16 protein-coding genes are annotated in these 19,426 nt (G+C 46.6%); all 16 read right to left on the bottom strand.

Annotated features, from left to right (window positions below; genetic code table 11):
* Positions 1-21 precede the first annotated feature (21 nt).
* The 16 genes from BK126_RS21225 to BK126_RS21150 all read right to left on the bottom strand — a co-directional run bounded on the left by BK126_RS21225 (position 22) and on the right by BK126_RS21150 (position 19,372).
* A complete protein-coding gene (locus tag BK126_RS21225; protein WP_076314524.1) occupies positions 22-357 on the bottom strand; it encodes a flagellar protein FlaG in 336 nt (111 codons plus the stop codon).
* 137 nt (positions 358-494) lie between these two features.
* Positions 495-1,265 (bottom strand): flagellin N-terminal helical domain-containing protein, encoded by a 771-nt coding sequence (locus BK126_RS21220; protein WP_076314523.1) that lies wholly within the window; start codon positions 1,263-1,265, stop codon positions 495-497.
* Between the two features lie 158 nt (positions 1,266-1,423).
* Positions 1,424-1,651, bottom strand: a complete 228-nt coding sequence (gene csrA, locus BK126_RS21215) for a carbon storage regulator CsrA (RefSeq protein ID WP_076314522.1) — start codon at positions 1,649-1,651, stop codon at positions 1,424-1,426.
* The gene (gene fliW / locus BK126_RS21210) at positions 1,651-2,061 is read right to left on the bottom strand and encodes a flagellar assembly protein FliW (RefSeq protein ID WP_076314521.1); all 411 of its coding nucleotides are present in this window, start codon (positions 2,059-2,061) and stop codon (positions 1,651-1,653) included. Before fliW ends, csrA begins: the two co-directional genes overlap by 1 nt.
* A gap of 199 nt (positions 2,062-2,260) precedes the next feature.
* The gene (gene flgL, locus BK126_RS21205) at positions 2,261-3,169 is read right to left on the bottom strand and encodes a flagellar hook-associated protein FlgL (protein ID WP_076314520.1); all 909 of its coding nucleotides are present in this window, start codon (positions 3,167-3,169) and stop codon (positions 2,261-2,263) included.
* 25 nt (positions 3,170-3,194) lie between these two features.
* On the bottom strand, positions 3,195-4,754 hold the full coding sequence (flgK, locus tag BK126_RS21200) for a flagellar hook-associated protein FlgK (RefSeq protein WP_076314519.1): 1,560 nt from the start codon (positions 4,752-4,754) through the stop codon (positions 3,195-3,197).
* A 15-nt stretch (positions 4,755-4,769) separates the two neighbouring features.
* Positions 4,770-5,270: a flagellar protein FlgN gene (locus BK126_RS21195; protein ID WP_076314518.1), complete on the bottom strand. Its 501-nt coding sequence runs from the start codon at positions 5,268-5,270 to the stop codon at positions 4,770-4,772.
* Between the two features lie 13 nt (positions 5,271-5,283).
* Positions 5,284-5,568: a flagellar biosynthesis anti-sigma factor FlgM gene (flgM, locus tag BK126_RS21190; protein ID WP_076314517.1), complete on the bottom strand. Its 285-nt coding sequence runs from the start codon at positions 5,566-5,568 to the stop codon at positions 5,284-5,286.
* Positions 5,569-5,700: 132 nt separating this feature from the next.
* Entirely contained in the window at positions 5,701-6,108 is a 408-nt protein-coding gene (locus tag BK126_RS21185) for a flagellar protein (protein WP_076314516.1), read from the bottom strand.
* Between the two features lie 256 nt (positions 6,109-6,364).
* Entirely contained in the window at positions 6,365-7,318 is a 954-nt protein-coding gene (locus BK126_RS21180) for a ComFC family protein (protein ID WP_083656038.1), read from the bottom strand.
* Between the two features lie 184 nt (positions 7,319-7,502).
* Entirely contained in the window at positions 7,503-9,401 is a 1,899-nt protein-coding gene (locus BK126_RS21175; RefSeq protein ID WP_076314515.1) for an ATP-dependent helicase ComFA, read from the bottom strand.
* Positions 9,402-9,611: 210 nt separating this feature from the next.
* Positions 9,612-10,034 (bottom strand): hypothetical protein, encoded by a 423-nt coding sequence (locus BK126_RS21170; protein ID WP_076314514.1) that lies wholly within the window; start codon positions 10,032-10,034, stop codon positions 9,612-9,614.
* A 715-nt stretch (positions 10,035-10,749) separates the two neighbouring features.
* Positions 10,750-11,472, bottom strand: coding sequence for a response regulator transcription factor (locus BK126_RS21165; RefSeq protein ID WP_047912369.1), 723 nt, complete (start codon positions 11,470-11,472; stop codon positions 10,750-10,752).
* 4 nt (positions 11,473-11,476) lie between these two features.
* Positions 11,477-12,637, bottom strand: a complete 1,161-nt coding sequence (locus tag BK126_RS21160; RefSeq protein ID WP_076314513.1) for a sensor histidine kinase — start codon at positions 12,635-12,637, stop codon at positions 11,477-11,479.
* Positions 12,638-12,684: 47 nt separating this feature from the next.
* The gene (locus BK126_RS21155; RefSeq protein ID WP_076314512.1) at positions 12,685-15,393 is read right to left on the bottom strand and encodes a stalk domain-containing protein; all 2,709 of its coding nucleotides are present in this window, start codon (positions 15,391-15,393) and stop codon (positions 12,685-12,687) included.
* Between the two features lie 274 nt (positions 15,394-15,667).
* Complete coding sequence (locus BK126_RS21150) at positions 15,668-19,372, bottom strand: SwmB domain-containing protein (protein WP_076314511.1); 3,705 nt, start codon at positions 19,370-19,372, stop codon at positions 15,668-15,670.
* Between the last annotated feature and the right edge of the window lie 54 nt (positions 19,373-19,426).

Raw genomic sequence — 19,426 nt, 5'->3', positions numbered from 1 at the left:
AATTTTATTTACCTCCTAATATCAAGCTCTTTCATCAATAATCAATCCATTTATTTCCATCATTCTGGCGGTTACATCAAGCAGCTTTTCCCTTGGAATCTCTCGTATTACTTCGCCAGTTGTTTTATCCACCACCTTAATCATAATTGCGTTTGTTTGTTCATGAATGGAGAACTGAATTGTTTTCTCTGTACCTTGTATGGCTCTGATTGATTTTTCTAACTCCTGTACTGCAATTTCTTCTTCTCTCGATAGAGCCGCTATAGTCAACTGCTCGTTGCCACTATTCAATTTATCGGCAATTCTCCCATAGCCGCCCCCCATATTTATACCACTCCCAGTTATCCGGCTTTCCATAGTAGTCGATCCTCCCTATAAATTGGAATCATAATCAACATTGTTACTGTTTATATCGGAAGATTGTAGAGTGAAGTGAATAATAAAACAAAAAAGAGACCTTGTTATACCAAGGTCTCTTAAAAGTTGAAAATAAATTAACGAAGAAGGGATAGTACACCCTGCGGTTGCGAATTTGCTTGTGCCAACATAGATTGGGAAGCTTGCAGCAAGATGTTGTTCTTGGACAATGCAACCATTTCTTTAGCCATGTCTGTATCACGGATACGGGACTCAGCAGCAGTCAAGTTTTCAACAGTTGTACCAAGGTTGTTAGAAGTATACTCCAGACGGTTTTGTACCGCACCAAGTTTCGCACGCTCTGTAGAAACAGCTTTGATTGCATCTTCAACCGAAGCAAGTGTAGCAGTAGAACCTAAGCCGCTAAAGGAAGTCGTAGTAATGCTTCCGATAGCAATTTTACTTGTTGCTTTATCATTAACTGTAATAGTAGCACCCGCAGTGATACTGATACCGTTAAATGTTGTTTTAGTCATAATTTCATCGATTTGATCACCAAGTTGATCCAACTCTTGGTCAATATTAGCCTTGTCTTCAGTGCTGTAAGTTCCACTATCTTTTTGAACGTTAAGTTCTTTCATACGAGTAAGCATGGAAGATACTTCGTTCATCGCACCCTCAGCTGTTTGCACGAAAGAAATACCGTCTTGAGCATTACGTTGTGATTGTTCAAGACCACGAATTTGTCCGCGCATGGATTCGGAGATCGAGAGACCTGCTGCATCGTCTGCCGCACGATTAATGCGAAGACCAGAAGACAGTTTCTCCATGTTTTTGCTAGCTGCTGTGTTGTTCAGCCCCATATTACGGTGTGTGTTTACCGCTGGAATATTGTGATTGATAATCATTGTTTATTTCCTCCCTGAAATGGTGTGTTCCCACATCCTTGTGGTAAAGCGTATCTTCACAGGTCGGCCGCCCTGAAGAATTATCGCCGTAATATATATATCGACCATGATTCAGGGATTGTTTATACTTTTTCAATAAATTCCTCAAGAAAATCAATTCATTTTTTAGGCAAAGAATTAAGCAGAGAATTGAGCTGACTAATATTAACTGCAGCTTCCTGATTGCTCAGCTTAATTTCTTGATAGACTTCATTTCTGTAGATATCTATGTTCTTAGGAGCCTTGATACCAATCTTCACGGTTTCAGAATCTACAGCCAACAAAGTAATTTCGATGTCTTCACCTATGATGATAGACTCACCTTTTTTCCTTGATAGAACCAGCATCAACGATCGCCTCCTTCAGTATGTATTACATTAGGCCATAGCAGATGCTTTGCTGTATACCCATTGTCATGAAGCACAATTTGTTTCCCTTGCTTCTTATTAGCATTAATAATCAACGGAGCAAGTAAATTGGCTGTTGTCTTTTGGACATTGCTATGAAGAGTAACGATGCATTTAATTTCCAGGTTTTCACCGTCTACGAACTCAATCTCCTCAAGAGCCTCCTCAGACGCTTGGAACTCATATTCTGGAAAGAAAGGAAATGGATCAACGACAACAAAAGATACTTCTTCCCTCTCTGTAGATTTTAGATAGCTGAACACTTCGTTGTGCTCTTCGAGGACATATTGCTTTAACTCTTCAAATCCTGGCAGACCTTTGGAAAAGCTTATTATTTCGGATCTATTCATAAAATAATCTCCTTATTCATCTGTCTGTATATTGAATTTATTCGCATAAAACAATAGTACCTTAGTAAGCATGAGATATCTATTCACACTTCTATTACACTAATATTTATACGAAAAGAGCTAAAGACTCCATTAGTCCTTAGCTCTTTTCTTTTTTATAATCGAAAAAATCGTAATCTCATACGCATTGTTATAGATCTTATCTCATAAAGTCCATCAATGTCGGTGTTAAAATCTTGGCTGATGCTTGTAATGCTGCTTCATAGATCGTACTTGCCGAAGTGGCTTGAATCATAAGACTTGCGATGTCTGCATCTTCTGTTTTCGACTGTAAGGTCGTCAGATTAAGATTCTGATCTTCGAGCCGGTTCTGCATGAGCTCAACCCGATTCGTCCGCGCACCTACTTCCGAGAGTGCAGCCTGCATTTTTGTATTTCTATCTTCGAGCTTAGTCAGCTCTCCCTGAATTCCACTGTAGTCCCCACTGCCTAGAGCTGCAATCAGATTATCGGTAATTTTAAACAGATTATCGTCCTCAGTGCTTGCCCCGAAGAAGTCACTGCCTGAAGTGTTGATTTGCATATTCACTTGCTGACTTATACCGAAATTAACGGCAGCTTTATCAGGATCGAGGCCAGCATAGCTTGTCGTCCCACCTGTCAGCTCATAAGGGGCCTGATCATACTTTTGCCCATTGAAGATATACTTTCCGCGAATTTGGGTATTGCCTATATTCACAAGCTGCTTCTGAAGCTCTTCCATTTCCTCTTTTATCGCATCGAGTCCTGATTGAGGCACTGTCTCACTAGAACCTTGGACAGCAATCTCCTTGATCCTTGTCACGATATCTGTTGCTTGCTGCATTGTGGCATCGGTAGTATCCAGCCAGCTAATAGCGGAATCGACATTTGATTGATATTGCTCGTTAGAAGCTAACTCCGCACGATAGCGAAGTGCGTAGGTTACACCAACCGGATCATCGGAAGGTTTATTGATCTTACGTCCTGTGGAGATCTGATTCTCCAAATTACTCATCTTGTTCAAGTTTCTGTTGATATTGCTAAGCATTTGCGTATTCATCATGCTAGATGTTACTCGGATCGACATATGTAATGCCTCCTACTTCTCAGGTTTAACGTCCGACAGTGCCGGTGCTGTTAATCAGCTTGTCTAATAATTGGTCAAAGGTCGTCATGAAACGGGATGCTGCACTGTAGGCATGCTGGAACTTGATCATATTCGACATTTCCTCATCTAGTGAGACGCCGCTTACGGATTGACGATTGATGTCGACTTGCTGTGTCAGCAGGCTTGCATTCTCGGTTTGACGTTTCGCCTCTTGAGTCTCAATCCCAAGCTGTCCGACAATGGAACTGAAAAAATCATCTACCGTGCCTGGCTTGGACAGTGCTGTTCCAAAATCAAACTTAGTGTCCTTCATTCCCGCCATAATCAGCGCAAGGGAGTTATTCCCTTTGACTACAGCTTCCCCGGCTCCTGTTCCATCCGTTCTCATGGACGTAGCAATCTTGTTCGGATCATTCTGAATTTCCGGATTTAATGTAATATTACCAGCAGTAATGGTGCCACCATCTGTTGAAGTAAAGAATGCCCCTCCAGCTTCAGGTGTTGTACCATTTACGGTATATCCCAGCTGATGTAAACCGTTGATCCCCTGTACAGTTACTGTCAAATTATCATTCAACGTACGGTTGCCATTAGCGTCCGAGTAGGTGACTCCATTCAGTACGGTTCCTTCCGGAAGTACAGTTCCCGCAGGAAGTGACACCTCAATATTTCCATTAGCAAGTGTATTTGCGAGCTGATCAAGCTGCTGTTTATAATCCGCTACATAGACATCGCGGGAAAAGATCATTCCATACACTTCTCCGCCTGTCAGTGTACCGGAAGCATAAGCCGTTTCCAGCATGTCTGGAGTTACTTCAGTGGCTGCATTTCCCGTCACGACCTGTTGTCCGCCGAGTGTAACCTGATATCCCGTATCCAGCTCTGTAACTTGAACATTCGCAATCTTCGATAATTGATCAATGGCGTAGTCGCGTTTGTCTCTTAGATCATTTGCATTATCCCCCAAGCTTTCGACTCTGGAGATATTTTGATTGAGGCTCGCCACAGTTGACAGCAAGGAGTTGATCTCTCCTGCCTTCAATTCAACATTACTCGTAAGATCACTAGTTAGAGCATCAAGCTGACGACTTGTCTGATTAAGTGCATCGGTCAGGGCAAGTGTCGTCTCTTTTACAATTTTACGGTTCGTAATATCTTGTGGATCCTGGCTCAAATCTGACCAAGCATTCCAGAAATTGTCCATCACCGTTCGAATTCCGGTATCCGACGGTTCATTAATGATCGTCTCTAGCTTATCGAGTGTATCGAAGCGAACGTTCCAGCCGCCAAGGCCTGTATTTTCGTTTCGATACTGATCATCAAGAAAGGTCTGACGAACGCGTGTAATTGCATTGAATTCCACACCTGTACCAAGCTGTCCGGGCGCTGTGCTGCGATATAAGCTGACGGCCTCCATTGAGCTGGAGGCTGTCATGTGAACTACCTGTCTGGAATAACCGGCCGTATTGGCATTGGAAATGTTATGACCTGTGGTATTTAACGCAGCAGACTGCGTAAATAGACTGCGTTTGGCTGTTTCTATACTATGAAACGTGGATGGCATATGAACCTCCTTGAATCAGGCTCTCGTGTCGAATAACCCGGAGCTCTGCGCATTATGCTGTTTGTCAGCTGGATTTTGATATGTGACCTCTGTTTCCGGCCTATAGGATAGCGTCTCTACATAAAAATCAATGTATGACAGTGACTGCTTGAGTAATTGCTGATTAATCTCATTCAGCTGTTTAAGCGTTGTCAAAGTGTCTGAGAGCTGTCCAAGCGCTGTTTCCAGCCGCTGCTTGTCCGTCTGATCAAAGATGAGCCGAATCAGCTCAGGCATCGTCAGATTGAGACGCGATTTAATCCCACGTTGTTGAAGAACACCATACACCGCTTCCTGACGATCCAGCTCCAATTCCTCAATTCTTTTGACTAACTTTGATTCTGCATTCGTGATCGCAATCATTTCATTAACTTTATTCTGTATAATCGTCTGCTTCTTAGTTTCGCCTAGCTTAATCAGCTGCTCATGGCAAATATTAAGCTCCTCAATGGATACAATGAGTTGATTAAAGGACATCGATTTGTCTCTCCTATTTGTCAGAGCCCGGTTTAAAATAAGGCATCATTCTCTCTGCCAGCTGTTCCGTGTCGACCTTATATGTTCCCGAAGCGACCTGCTGCTTCAGTTCCTGAATGCGCTGTGCGCGTTCACTGCTATTGACTTGTTCCTGCTGCTTGAGCATTTCCATAGCTTCGGGCGAGATGGATACCTCATCCTTACGCTTGCTCTTCTTGTTTTCGGTCTGCTGACCGGATTCTATATTTCTCGAATAAGAGTTAATTGCCCCAATTCGTCCGGATTCATTAATCTTCATAATGAACACCTGCTTTCATAAGAGTTTAGGATCAAGAATCGCCCTAAAATAAAAAACCGATAATCTTTACTAAAGTTATCGGTAGAGGTTGAAACATTGTTTATAGAGCACTCTAGAATTGAGCCATGCCTCCTAAGAACGCTTGAATTTGTCGATTGCATTGTAGGCACGAGAGCCTAAACCCGATGTCTCCCCCTGACTTACCTCCTGGGTTGCACCGGCCAATTCCTTGGTCAAACGCGCACGACAGCCGTCGCACATGTGTCCTTCTCGAATAAAAGTACCACACACCTCGCAGGGATAGGTCAAATTGGGTGCATCCTTCACCGATATGCGTCCCTCTTTGATAAATTTCGTTATTTGTTTAACGGATACACCTGTCGCATCCGATAGCTGTTGTATGTTTGCGCCCTTCTCTTTGCGTAAATACTCCACACATTCATAATACTGCTGCTCAACCTCTTTTAGACAAGCAGGACAAGCCTCCAACACGTTTAATACGTATAGCTTGCCGCAGCGAGGACAGTTCCCGACATTCATCCTCTTTACGCCCCCTTCTGCATGAAAACCATTTACTTTTCGTCATTATAACCTACCTTAAAATAGCTTGTCATCTGGATAGGAGTACTCTGTTACATACAGATGACCATTGCATGATTGTGTAAAATCAATTCTATTCTGAATCTCATCTATCCCTAAAACTATATCCCGAGCTTTCAGATTACTTCCTACTTTATATATCGGTAAATTGATTCAGAAATTAATCTTAGTTCCTCATTATCAAATATTCTTCCTATTAAGATCTAGCCCAAGTAACAGTATACATTGAAATATGAATGTCTCTCTTTGATCCCCATTCTCTAATTACTTTACAGCATGCTTCCAAGGTGCTGCCTGTCGTGTAGACATCATCTACCAGCAGGATTTTCATCTGAACCTTATCGTTTATAGTATGATTCTTGTCTCGATGAAGCTTGCCATTCATCTTTTCACTTATTAGAAAATTGAGGATTCGTTCCGTGTCCGGACGCAGGTCAAAAGCATGCTGTATCGAGATTTCTCTTTCTCTTCTACCCTTGAAGCTCTGCTTCTCTGTATGCTTGGTTCTTTGCAGTAACGGAATTACAGGTAACCCCTGATACCTCGATAGCTCAACGGCCATCCGTTCGGCCTGATTAAATCCTCGCTCTATTAGTCGCTCATGGCTTACAGGCACATAAGTAATCGCATCGGCTCGCCAGATATCTGGTCTGTGCTTGTTTATGGATAAATCATGGCGGTGGATAATAAAAACCTTACCTTCGTTATATTTAGATTGTTCTGCACTCTCACCCTCATGCTCATCCACCCGACCGATGTCACCTCGAAGCAGCTGTGCGGAATACTCTCTTTGCATTCCCAAATACGCCTTATTAAGCATGGCCCCGAATAGCGGAGCGAATCTTTCTTTCCCCCGGTACTTGTATACCGCCAGCCATTCTCTCATTAAAGAATCATATACTACAGCACTTCGGTTACACTCAAAGGATCTGCGGTTATGATCTCCTCTGGAGCAGTCAGGGCAGCCTATTGCCCGTCCACATGTAACACAGCGAATCTGAGTAATCCAAGGTATAGAACGAACGCAGCGATGACAAATACCGGGCAGTTCCTTAGATAGCGGAGCATATGTACCACAGGCGAGACAGGTATTCCCGGAAGGGGATGCCAGGCTATGCATAAATGCAGATATACGGTTTACAATGTTCATTCCCTTAGCCGTCCTCATTTCATTGGTCTATGATTGTAGCGGTGTTATGCAGCTGTAAAAATCACTGTTTCAGCTGGAATGTAATCCACTTAATCTAACTGAAACATTCGACGGTCGCCCCCCTCTGGCATCCGGCGCCTCCGGCAGCCTCTAACTTCGCCGCGTGTAAAGAGAGGCGGTGCGGTTAATCTACTAGATAACCGTTACGGCGAGCGATGGCATTCATTCTTTTGATCTGGTTGACGGCGATTTTCTGCGCACGATTCACTTCTGGAGCGCCGAATATGACGGTCCCGGCCGGATCATCCTTGGATCTGCCCGCTCGACCTGCCATCTGCACAAGCGATGCGTCATCGAACAGCCGCGTATTTGCATCTAGAATAAAGACATCGCTCATGGGGACGGTCACACCACGCTCTAGTATAGTTGTTGTTACGAGCAGGCGAATTTCTCGATCGCGAAAAGACATGACCTTCTCGCCCCGTAAAGGGTCCTCGGAAGAGGTGCCTTCGACACGAATACCTGGCAAGCTTGCTCGAAGAAGCACCACGAAGGACTCGATCTGTGAGATCCGTGTAACGAATAGAAACACCTGCGCCCCTCGCTCCAATGAACGCTTTAGCCTCAATTGAAGCTCGCGTGGCAGCTTACGCTGCTTAATCTGCTGCGCTACGTACGGCAGCTTCATGTATATCGGAACAGGCAGCGGGTGACGATGAAAGCGAACCGGTACTCTGGCATGAGCCAGCTTGCCCCGGGCTGCTTCCCGCTGCAGCTGTGCAGGCGGGGTGGCAGATAGATAGATGAAGCTGCCTCCCGGCTTGCAGCATGCTTCGGCCGCATAGGCAAGCATGGGGTCGTTGTGGTAGGGAAAGGCATCGAGTTCGTCGATGATGACCAGGTCAAAGGCGTGGCGGAAGCGCAGCAGCTGGTGGGTCGTGGCGAGGGTCAGCTGCCCTCGCTGCCAGCGTTCGCTGCTTCCGCCATAGAGGGTGACCCGTGCCGTATCCGGGAAGGCGCGGGCCACCCTCGGTGCGAGCTCGAGCACCACATCGCGGCGCGGTGTGGCGACGAGCACGCTGCCCCCGCTTGCAAGGATGTAATCCAGCAGCGGGTAGGTCATCTCGGTCTTGCCTGCGCCGGTCACGGCCCAGAGCAAGAACCGGCCCTTCGCCCGGGCGTCCTCACGCCGCCGGGCCAAATACGCAAGCGCCGCGCCTGTGGCTGCGCTCTGCGCGGGGCTTAGTCCCCACCGACCCACTAGATCGGTGGGGGAACCCCCGGCCGTGCCCCGCACGGCCGGAAGCGCTGCGCCTTCGAGCAGCAGCGCGCAAGAGCGGCTGCGCCCGAGCGCGAGGCAGGCCTCGCAATAGGCGCACGCCGCAGACCCGCAGGCCGCACACGCACTCTGCTGTGCGGCCATGCTGCCGCATCGGCGGCAGCGCAGCTGCTCTCGTCTGACCCAAGGCCAGACGAATCGCGCAGAGCGCGCTGCCTGCGGCGGGGCAAGGGCGGGCACGTATCTAACCCGCCCCGCCAAATACGCCAGCTGCACTGCAGCCCGCCACTCGCTCCCTACTTCGGGAGCGGTCTCCGCAAGCAGTGCCTCTGCCTCCGGCATAAGCAGCTGTCTTCCTGCCAGCTGCTGTGCCGCTCTCTCTGCCAGCACTCCCAACGGTTTCTCCCCGCATCCCTCATTTACGCTATGCCCAATCTGAAACTCCCTTATCTCCACACACTCTCGTAACATCCGCTCTCCTTGCTCCCCAGGCTCTGCACTAATCAGCGGAGCAAGTAAAGACTTCACCATCTCCCTCCATTGAACTTCAGTTCTCTCTGCTCCCTCAATTCCCAAAGTCCTTGTCCCGTCTTTAAATAATTCCTCCTGTACCCGATACGCCCAGGATAACGACATTGCCTCTGAGATCATAACCACCTGCCATATGCCTGATGGAGATGCTTCACGGAGCTGCTCTCTCCACCACAGCCAATCTACACTCAAATGAAGTGACAGATATATTCTCCACTCCCTGCAATTGCCGGACCCCGCACATAATCGGATCGCGTATAGCCCAATTCTCATCTGATTCCCTCATTTCGCCTCGTATTTTCAGCTTCCAATTTCGACCAATACCCATTTATGAACGCAAAAAAAGCACATACCCGGCATATTTGCCGAAGTATGTGCTTCATACTTTTCTTCTACAGTTAAATTAAACCAAAAAGATCCTATATTTACAATATTAATGACAATACCGCAACTTTTTAACGATATATTCGTCTTATAATATGATTAATGTTTAGTTACGAACGGAAATTCCGTTAGACTTGCATCGTTGCGAAGATCAACGAACTTGACCTCTTCGTACACCGCAGGCTGTAAGGCAAATAAGGTGCTCATCGGCTCCTCACTTGCTGAGACAATGCTCAAATCTACGCCTGCAATACTACCGAGCCGGTAGAGAAGCGGAAGAGTATCATCTTTGGAATCAAGGTCCATCACAGTTACTTTATGACTCGTGCCTCGAAACAGAGCGTCGATGGACAATCCGCGGATAATCCACTCCAGCTGAAGCCCATGGTTACATGTGATGAGAACATAGTGAACGGGTATGGCGGCAGGCTGCTGCTTGGTCTGTGAACGTGCGTATAAATACCGAACGCATAAGGCTGTTAAGCCATAGACAAGCGCAATCCATATCAAATGTTCGATCAAATACGACTACACCTCCCTATTGCATCCATGGATGCAATTAACCGCAAAACTACTCACTTCACAGCAGCCGTGTGAATGACCAGCCGGCGGATCTTGTTTATACCGCCAATATATGCGGATACCCGGGACGGTGACACAGTCAAATGAATCAGCAGAACATATGATAAATCTTATTTTTTACTAACACGATAGATTGAGCATTTAGAGCGACAGTTCCATTCGTTATGATTGGGTGCGAGCCAACAATAGCGAAGATAGACCGGACTGCACGATTTCAAATGATTCTATCAAGCATACACTGAACTAAAGCATCTTCTATTCTGTGCTTTAGTTCTTTACTATACTATAGAAATGTAACATCCTATCTTTATGAAAAGAAATGTTATTTTTTCTTGCGCTTTCAAAAATTCCATAACTATATAACCGAACTAAAGTAATAACTCATTGGTTCTTTGGCATAACCTTCGAATCAGAATCACAATCACAATCGTAATCAGATTGAAAATACGACAATATCAACGTTAGCGTCCTCAACTTTAGATCAATCTATATCTTCTCACATTTCAAGGCAGTATGAATATACAGCACAAGAAACGCTCCCCCGTACATGCTACCTATGTAGTACCAGAGACCACTAGCTGTACGCATGACTTCAGTAGTTCCCCCAGGGCAAGCGGCAGATCACACTTCCCTTATACCGAAGGCTACGTTCCCTTTACAGGGTAACCCATCCATATTTAATGGAATTGATAACGGCTTGTGTACGGTCATCTACTTCCATTTTTTGCAGAATGCTGCTGACATGGTTCTTCACTGTCTTCTCACTGATAAACAGGAACTCACCAATCATCTTGTTACTCTTACCTTCCGCCATCAAACGAAGTACTTCGGCTTCACGACGGGTCAGCGGATTGTTATCGCCTGCAACGAATTTGACGCCAGCTTCCTTCACGCCGCCTTCATTCATAGCGCCTGTCTCATTCAAATATGTCATCCGGCGCAGCTGCATAATGAGCTTACCTGTTACTTTGGGATGGATAAAGGCATAGCCTTCATGCACAGAACGGATTGCGTTAATAAGCGACTCTGCCTCCATGTCCTTCAGCAGGTACCCGTTCGCGCCCTTGCGCAATGTTTCAAATACATAGCTCTCATCATCGTGAATCGATAGAATAATAACCTTCACGTCCGGGAACAGCTCTCTCAGCTTCTCCGTCGCTTCAACCCCGTTCTCTACAGGCATATTAATGTCCATAAGAACGATGTCCGGCTTACTCTGGTTGCAGAACTCCAATACCTGAATGCCATCGCCGCATTCGCCAATGACCTCGATATCGTCCTCCATGTTCAAGATTCGTTTCAGACCCTCACGAAACAGCTGATGATCATCAGCCAGCAATACCTTAATGTTACCCCTTATCATGTTCTGGTTTTCCATCCTGCTACTCCTTTCCCTTTTCCACGTTTGTCGGGATATGAATCACAATCTTGGTGCCTTGATTCTCTCCTGATTCAATTTCCATTCGGCCTTCGAGCAGCTCGACTCTCTCACGCATCCCAATCAGACCAAAGTGTGAATGGTCCTTGCTCTTCTGTTCCAGCAGTTCGGGCTTAAAGCCAAGCCCGTTATCCTGTACAACAATCTTGACGAGCTGTGCCTGAAAAGTAATCTCCACCACGACATAGGTCGGGTATGCATGCTTGGCTGCATTCGACAAGCCTTCTTGCACTAAACGATAAACGGCAGCCTCCATAGCCGAAGACAAACGGTGTTCCTTCCCTCTGGTTTCAAAAAGCGCGCGAATCTTCGTTTTTTCTTCAAAATCCTGCACGTATTTTCGAAGCGTGGGAATTAAGCCCAGGTCATCTAGTGCCATTGGACGCAAATTGAAAATAACTTTGCGCATTTCTCCAAGGCTTGAACGAACCTGCTTCTTCAAATCTACTATTTCGGCCTGCACCATCTTAAAATCCTGCTTAACCAGCATTCTTTCTACAATTTCCGTCCTAAGCACTAAGTTTGCAAGCATTTGCGCAGGGCCGTCATGGATTTCCCGGGCGATTCTTTTGCGCTCTTCTTCCTGGGCCAGGATAATCTTTAAACCGATCATTTGTCGATTCTTGGCAGACTCGATGATTCGGGTTACCTGACCTAATTCGCCGGATAGGTACTCCATAACGACATTCATCTGTGAACCGATGGTTTCTGCGCGCTCCACAGATTCCTCAATGCTTCTCGCACGCTTCTGCAGATCGTCGCGGCGTGCTTTAAGGTACATTTCCTTCTCTCTGTAAATCATCAAATCCAGCTGAAGCTGTGTCGCCTTTTCATAAGCTTGCTTGATGTCATGCTCGGAAAAGCGGACGAAATCCCGGCTGACCTCTGTCAGCCGGATTCGGGACCGGCGGAAATTAAGCTCAAGCTGATCGACCTTCTCGATCGTTTCCGCCGTCTCTTTCAGGATGGATTGAATCTCCTGATTGAGCGTCTTCAGCTCGGTTCGAGCTGAGTCCATTATTTCAAAAATCTGATATTTACTACTTTCCATGACCTGCATGGCGTTTTTTATGACGCGGTCAAGAGCATCAGCTTGAAAGTCCACAAATGTTCGACTCCATTCCTAACGTTTCCAGGATATATCATACCATATCACGAGTCGATAGTGACGGTCTTCGTTTTCTGTTCCCATTTTACGGTAAGGCCAAGCTGTTCAGATACTAGTCTGAGCGGGACTAAAGTCCTACCGCCGGAAATATACGGAGCCACACTCGCGCTTAGGCGCTGCCCGTTAAGGATAAATTCCTTCTCGTTTACTGTAAGATCAATCAGCTTGCCGCCGCGGAGAATCGTCACACGCTGGTTCTTACTGTCCCAGGTTGCTCTGCCTCCGAACGCATCCAGCACATGCTTGATTGGTACATAGGTTGCATTATTCTTCAGTACAGGCGCTGCATCGATTGCCTTCTTCGTTCCATTGAAGGTGACCGATTTTTGTCCAATGACAAACTTGGCAGTTCCTGTTGGTAATCCTGCTTCACTAGATAGGGAAGGCATGGTTAGAGCAATATTATCAAAGGCTACTGTTCCTGCCATCGCTCTCTCATCCTGACCTTCCTCAAGATTGACGACATACAACCGCTTCAGCTTCGCCGGATACGCAATGTCTGAACCGCTTAGATCGACACTAATGTTCTTCCAGCCTGTCCAGTTGATATTACGGGCAAGATCAATGTATACCGTTTTGCCGTTTGCATCAAGCACTTCTGCCCGCAGCCAATTCAGACTGTGATCGCCAAGGACGTCCATAGACAGCGCCGTAGCACTGGACTCGATTTGTTTGCCGGAAGTGCCGTTAAGCTGTGCATAAGCATACATTTTACCACTTCCGCCGTTCATATCATAGCTCAGTTCCAGCACTTTGGAGCCGGACTTCTCGCCAGTTCCGTTAACAACGCGTGCTGCTCCGGTGACGCCGGATGCATTCGTCGTGAAGCTGATTGGATAGCTTACATTCTCAAAGTTTTCCCACATCGTTTGTCCTGCAGTCGTCAAGACAACGACCGTGCTGAAGCCGTCATAACGGCCAATGGCATAGCCCACCGATGTGCCTGAATTTACAGAGGATACAGTGAGTGTATCACCCGATACACTTCCCTTAAATCCAACGAATTCCCACTTCAAGCTGTCTGCCGGCAGGGAGACGGATTGTCCATCTTTGGTCGTTGCGGTAATCGGAATAGCAATGGCCGCTCCTTTTTGCAGCGAACCTGTACCTGCTCCAGCCTTAAGTGACTTCAGATTGCTTGCGCCCACAACGGTGATCTGCATCTTCGCACTTGCCGAGCCGCTCACTGCGGTCAGGGTTGCTGTACCGCCGCCTGTGGCAGTTATTTTGCCGCCGCTAGTGCTGATGACATTGCCGTTACTGGATTTCCAAGTGACCGAAGCGCCGCTCATATCATAAGGATTATAATACGTATCGTAGCCCTTGAGGCTGTAAGTTCCTTCCTGTCCAACGAGCATAGAGGACGTTCCGCTAATCGTTAGTCCCTTTAGCTGCCCCTGTGGTGCCAGAGAATATACACCCAGACCATTAATAACAGCACGCTGCTCTGTGCCATATTCCGTTGCAAAAGCAAGGCCTGTGTTCATTTCACCAAGCGGTCTCGTGATCATCGTTGTCGATCCGCCGCCGTCAAGGTTCATCCCTTTCCACACGCCAATACTTACCATGAACTTCTGCAGCTCCGACAGTGACATTCCCGAGCTTGAGCTGTTATCCTGAACTGCAATTAAATACACATATCTGCCGTCTTGGGAATACCCTACTGCCGTACGGGCTCGGTACCCTCCAATACTGGACACATCTCTGGAGAAGGAAGCCTCTCTCCCCCCATTTACCAGCAGGGTATGTCCGCCAATCATCATATCGAGATTGTTCGGGTTCACGGTTTGTCCCGTGGTCTTCGCGATCAGCTTATAATCCGCACGAATGGATTGTCCGACGGCCAGATTCGTATTAATCCATTCTCCTGCCGTACCATGAGCGCGCAAAATATACGCACCCTCCGGAATGGTCGTGTTAAGTGGAGTTTTATAGGAAATTTGCTGAATGACATCGTTCTGTACCAGCACTTCTGTAGCAGCAGCGGTTGCCGGGTCATTCGGCCGCTTCACTGAAGTCCATGCGGATGTATAAATATACATCGAATTTGCATGACTGTATTTAACAGACCCAGACTCCAGAGTGTAATCTTCCTTATTCATGCCTCTCAGCTTAAAGGTAGACCCATTAGAAGCCGTAACCGAGCCTTCAAAGCTGTATTCATCAATCATCGGTTTGCCGTCCTTGGTCACCGTTAAAGCCTGCATCCCCGACAGCTCAGAAGGAGTCGACATCAACACTCCATCCATGACTTGCCCGCCAATCGGTGCGCCTTCCCCGCTCACATTAAAATAATCACCATTCACGCCGGCTACTGCGCCGGTTTCCTTCACCATTCCCCCAGTGCTCTGTTTACTGTTGAACTTGCCTTGTTTACCTGTCATCACATCCAATTTCACATTCGGATTATTCAAATCCACTTGAATTACATTCGCCAGCACGTTTGATGAAGCCCCAGAACGCGTTGTTGTATATCGATAATTGATCATTTTGGCTCCCGCCGTGATCATCTCTTCTGATATTTTGGTTGTACTTGCCGCCATGGCCACACTTGATATTTGAAGGGTATCCTGCAGAACCTGTCCTGTTCCAAGAACGGGGGTCACCCATAATACGCCTGCGATCGTCACTATCATCCAGTTCTTGCCTGACCTTGCCGCCAGTTTCCCCGTTTGCTTCCTCTCTTTGCTCATAAAAAAAGCGCCTCTCCCATCCTATGTGCTTTCTATTAATGAGTTCAGCCCCGCAAGTCTCTGTCATAGAGATTCACGGAGCTGAAGACACGAACATCCTCTCAATAATAGACTGCTAAAAATGGAAAAAGTTACGCTCTTTCTCTAACTTTATCAATAGAATCTAGCAAGTTGAACATATCCATCGGTTTTGTTGAAAAAAATACATAAAGGTATCCGCATCTATTTCATCTATCCACTAGACTTCGGTTCCTTTGCTCTAACTTTTACTCTCTTATTCAGTATAAATGCTCAGCATTCTAGTAATCATGACTGCTGCCTGGGCACGTGTCGCATTTCCACCCGGTTTAAATGTATTCTGTGTCATCCCCTCAATGATCCCTTGCTGGACAGCCTCAGCCACGATATTGGGTGCTTGAATGTACGCACGATCCTTAAACTTGCTCAGAATACTGTTCGCTGAACCATTAAGTCCGGAATCATGACCGCCATAGTGCAGAGCACGAACCATCATGATCGCCATTTGCTCACGCGTGATCAGCTGATTTGGCTTAAAGGTTCCATCCTGATGACCTGTAATGATGCCCGCTTTTGCTGCCGCACCAATATAGGCACCTGATACGTTATAAGGTACATCGCCAAATTGCTGCGTTGTATCCCAGCTCCCTATCAAACCTAATGCTCTTGCAATCATGCCAGCAAATTCGGCACGTGTAATCGCGGTATTTGGACCGTATTCTGCGCCTGCTGCAGTATCAATAATCCACTTGGCTGCCAGACCTTCGACCGCTTCTTTACCCCAGTGTCCATATAAGCCCATATACTGTACTGGATGATTCGCTGCAATCAACGCCTGGTTCTCTGAAAGATTCGCTTGAATGAGTACAGCGTCCGTTGTTTGCGAAATTTTACTCGGCACCGGACTCAGTCTTTGAATCGTGTTATCCAGCTTCACTACGCCAAGCGTTCTGCTATTGGTCATGCTGCTGAGTCGCAGCTTAAGCTGTCCCTTGAGTGCTACTTCTGTCTTTGTAGAGGTATCACTTACGATAAAGGAGCTGACATCTGTATAAGCGGACAGCTTCGTTGCTGATGCTTGAGACAGCATGGTATCCATCGTGACCGACGAGCTGGATGGTACTTCTTCAATCTGAAGATACAGCGTCGTCTTCGTGATGTCACTGTATACTCGTGCAGCCATCGAGGTGAGATCCAGATCGGACACACTTACAGTGAATATACGGTCTCCATATCTGACACCAATCACCGCATCAGGATACTGACGTTTCAATTCATCCAGGATCTGTACCGGAAAACCAACCATAGCCGCAGCTTCCGTCTCTGGAACTTCTACAACCAGCTTCTTGGATACTCCAGAAGCCGAGCTTGCAAACGCGAATGCCTGTTTTAATGTGTCTGCACTAACGGTATATGAACTCACAGCCCGATTGTATTTAGACAAAGCTGTCGTTCTCTTGGTAGCCGCCGTGCTAAGCGCATAGCCTGTTTCATTAAACAACCCGGAGTTTAGTACGGATAACCCACTTGGCATTCCAACTGCGCCTCCGCTGCCACTGCTTGGGTTGGTGCTGCCTGTCGTTTTATTCTGCAGAGGGATTGGCCCAAAGCCGGCTATCAATTCCCCTGCCGCTGTTCGAAGCGGCGTTGTACCTGGTGTGTACATCATCGTAACCGCTTGTCCAGTCAATACAGCGTTAGATAACGTTATGGTTATGGTCTGCCCCTGTACCACGGCTGTTGTCGGTTGTATATTTTGTCCGCCTGTATTCACCGTGAACTGGGAAGCAGTAATCGTTCCCGAACCTTGCATGCTCTCGGTCATCGTCAGCAGCACGGTTGAGCCTTGAACCTCAGCCTGTCGAACACTGCCGCTTCCATATACCGTAACAGGTACCAGATTAATATAGCCGGCCGGATTATAATTAAGATCCGTCAGCCTTTTTACACCTGGAATATAGGATAGAGTTACGTCTTGATTCATTTGTATTGTATTGGCAAGAGTAAGTGTCACCGTGTCTTCCTCTGCATCCACGGCGTTAACAAACAGCGGAGTACGATTTACAAGCACTGAGAACTGGCTTTTTAGCGGTAAATCATTCGTACGAAGCGCTTCATTATACCGAACGTACATTTTATTCCCACTGGCGGTTACCTCTAGCAATTCCGGAGCTTTTGTATCGTTACTGTTTCTTACAAAAAAATCAGTAAACCCTGCAAGTGACTGCTCCCTGTTATCTTTCAGCGGGTAGGATCCCGGAGTGTAGTTCACCCGGATGACTTCGCCATCTCTTACCGATCGATCAAGCGTCAGTGTAACAACGGAACCATTACTTATGGAGATACTGCTTATTCCGATACTGCTGCCATCTGCTGTTACCACAAACTGATCTTTAGCTGAGGAAGAGGTCACTTTTACACTTTCCGTAAAATATAAATAGAGTGTATTGCCGTATACCGTACCTTCCCTCGGTTTAGATAGAACAGAATCCAGATCATTTATGATTTCTCTACTGGAAAAAGCGGCAACCGCATTCCCCGCATCATCCTGCAGCGGCCTGATCCCAGGAGTGTAGGATAAACGTACAACCTGGCCTACGGCTACGCCCGTATCAAGCATAATATAGACGCTGTCTCCTGAAATACTCACATCACTGATACCTCTGGTCTCACCGTTGACTGTAACCGAATAGCTTGATATTAATGGCCTCGTATTCGAATTCAACCATTCGTCGTAAGTAAGTCGGATCAGCGTGTTACTGTACATTTTGGAAGTCTGCAATACAGGAGCCGTTGTATCCCTTGTAAAGGTCTTAAAGCTCCAGGAGCTGCTGCCAACGAGCCCCCCAAATGTATTACCTGCCGCATCTCTGAACACACCACCGGGTACATCAACCTGATACGTCGTATTGTGTTCGAGCTGAGCAGCAGGGCTAATCACGAGCTGCCTGTGATTCTTATCGTTAATAACAGTCGTCGTATTTACGACACTGCCGCCCGCTTTGCGTAGAGTAACGTTCCCTGGGTAATTGATATCGAGTGCTTTATTAAAGGTTAGTGTTATTGGTTGATCCACGGGTGCGCTCATATTCCCGTCATATGGAGATAAGGAAGTGACTGTAAGTGCGGTCGTATCGGTTGATACCAGAAAACGCCAATCTCCCTCACGTATCTCGGCACTTCGATTCTGCTGCGCATCCCAGAAAGCTCCAGCACTAACGAGAATGTCATACGATGTATTATTTTCGAATGAAATTGAAGGTTTGATCTTGATTGTATTGGTACCTCCCCCACTGACATTAGAGGATGTGGACGAGATGGTTTCAACGGTCTGACCACTCTTACGGTTAATAATCTGAATTGCACCTGCCGCCGGATACATCTCCTTCGCAAATTGGAGTGTCAATGTTGAAGACGGGAGTATCCCCGATCCTCCGTTTGCCGGCACTTTCTCAACGACAGATACTTCACCCATCCCTACTGTCCAGAAACGCCATTTGCTCGCATCTTGAATCCCGGCAAAAGGTACCCCCTGTTCTTTCGTAAACGTTCCTGCATCAATCAGCACATAATAGCCGCCGCTTTGCAGCTGGGTAGTGCCCAAATTCATCGTAATGTATGTACCGTACCCCTCAGGAGAAACCTCATTTCCTCCTTTAGTTTCGTAAATCTTTACTTCTGTTGCTAAATCAAATGCTTTCACTTCCTTATTATCAGACAAAGAGCGAATGCGAATCGATCCTTCCCCTTTTCTGACCGGCTGGGTTAACTCCATCGTTAGGCTCGGGGTTTGAGCCACTTCAACTTGTCCGGAATAGGGACTAATATCCGTTACATCTTCAATTTGCGTAGATGCTTGTGTCATTCCCGCTTCTGCCGCGTAGTTCTTCTCCATGCCCCAGCTGAACACCATTTGTGCGCATAAAGCAGCTGTCAGCAGCAGTGATATTTTTTTCTTCATTGAAATGTATTTCCTCCTTCCAGCATTTTAGATAAAGAGTAACTTAAAAATATG

This window comes from Paenibacillus sp. FSL H7-0326, assembly GCF_001955535.1.
In the GTDB taxonomy this organism is placed as follows: Bacteria; Bacillota; Bacilli; order Paenibacillales; family Paenibacillaceae; genus Paenibacillus; species Paenibacillus shunpengii.
This window is presented reverse-complemented; position numbering and strand designations above follow the sequence as displayed.

Excerpts from the sequence above, each read along its gene's own strand:
- BK126_RS21220 (WP_076314523.1), bottom strand. The coding sequence starts at position 1,265 with ATGATTATCAATCACAATATTCCAGCGGTAAACACACACCGTAATATG.
- flgL (WP_076314520.1), bottom strand. The coding sequence starts at position 3,169 with ATGTCGATCCGAGTAACATCTAGCATGATGAATACGCAAATGCTTAGC.
- BK126_RS21180 (WP_083656038.1), bottom strand. The coding sequence starts at position 7,318 with ATGAACATTGTAAACCGTATATCTGCATTTATGCATAGCCTGGCATCC.
- flgM (WP_076314517.1), bottom strand. The coding sequence starts at position 5,568 with ATGAAGATTAATGAATCCGGACGAATTGGGGCAATTAACTCTTATTCG.
- BK126_RS21195 (WP_076314518.1), bottom strand. The coding sequence starts at position 5,270 with ATGTCCTTTAATCAACTCATTGTATCCATTGAGGAGCTTAATATTTGC.
- BK126_RS21165 (WP_047912369.1), bottom strand. The coding sequence starts at position 11,472 with ATGGAAAACCAGAACATGATAAGGGGTAACATTAAGGTATTGCTGGCT.
- csrA (WP_076314522.1), bottom strand. The coding sequence starts at position 1,651 with ATGCTGGTTCTATCAAGGAAAAAAGGTGAGTCTATCATCATAGGTGAA.
- BK126_RS21185 (WP_076314516.1), bottom strand. The coding sequence starts at position 6,108 with ATGAATGTCGGGAACTGTCCTCGCTGCGGCAAGCTATACGTATTAAAC.
- BK126_RS21175 (WP_076314515.1), bottom strand. The coding sequence starts at position 9,401 with ATGAGAATTGGGCTATACGCGATCCGATTATGTGCGGGGTCCGGCAAT.
- flgK (WP_076314519.1), bottom strand. The coding sequence starts at position 4,754 with ATGCCATCCACGTTTCATAGTATAGAAACAGCCAAACGCAGTCTATTT.
- BK126_RS21225 (WP_076314524.1), bottom strand. The coding sequence starts at position 357 with ATGGAAAGCCGGATAACTGGGAGTGGTATAAATATGGGGGGCGGCTAT.
- BK126_RS21155 (WP_076314512.1), bottom strand. The coding sequence starts at position 15,393 with ATGAGCAAAGAGAGGAAGCAAACGGGGAAACTGGCGGCAAGGTCAGGC.
- BK126_RS21150 (WP_076314511.1), bottom strand. The coding sequence starts at position 19,372 with ATGAAGAAAAAAATATCACTGCTGCTGACAGCTGCTTTATGCGCACAA.
- fliW (WP_076314521.1), bottom strand. The coding sequence starts at position 2,061 with ATGAATAGATCCGAAATAATAAGCTTTTCCAAAGGTCTGCCAGGATTT.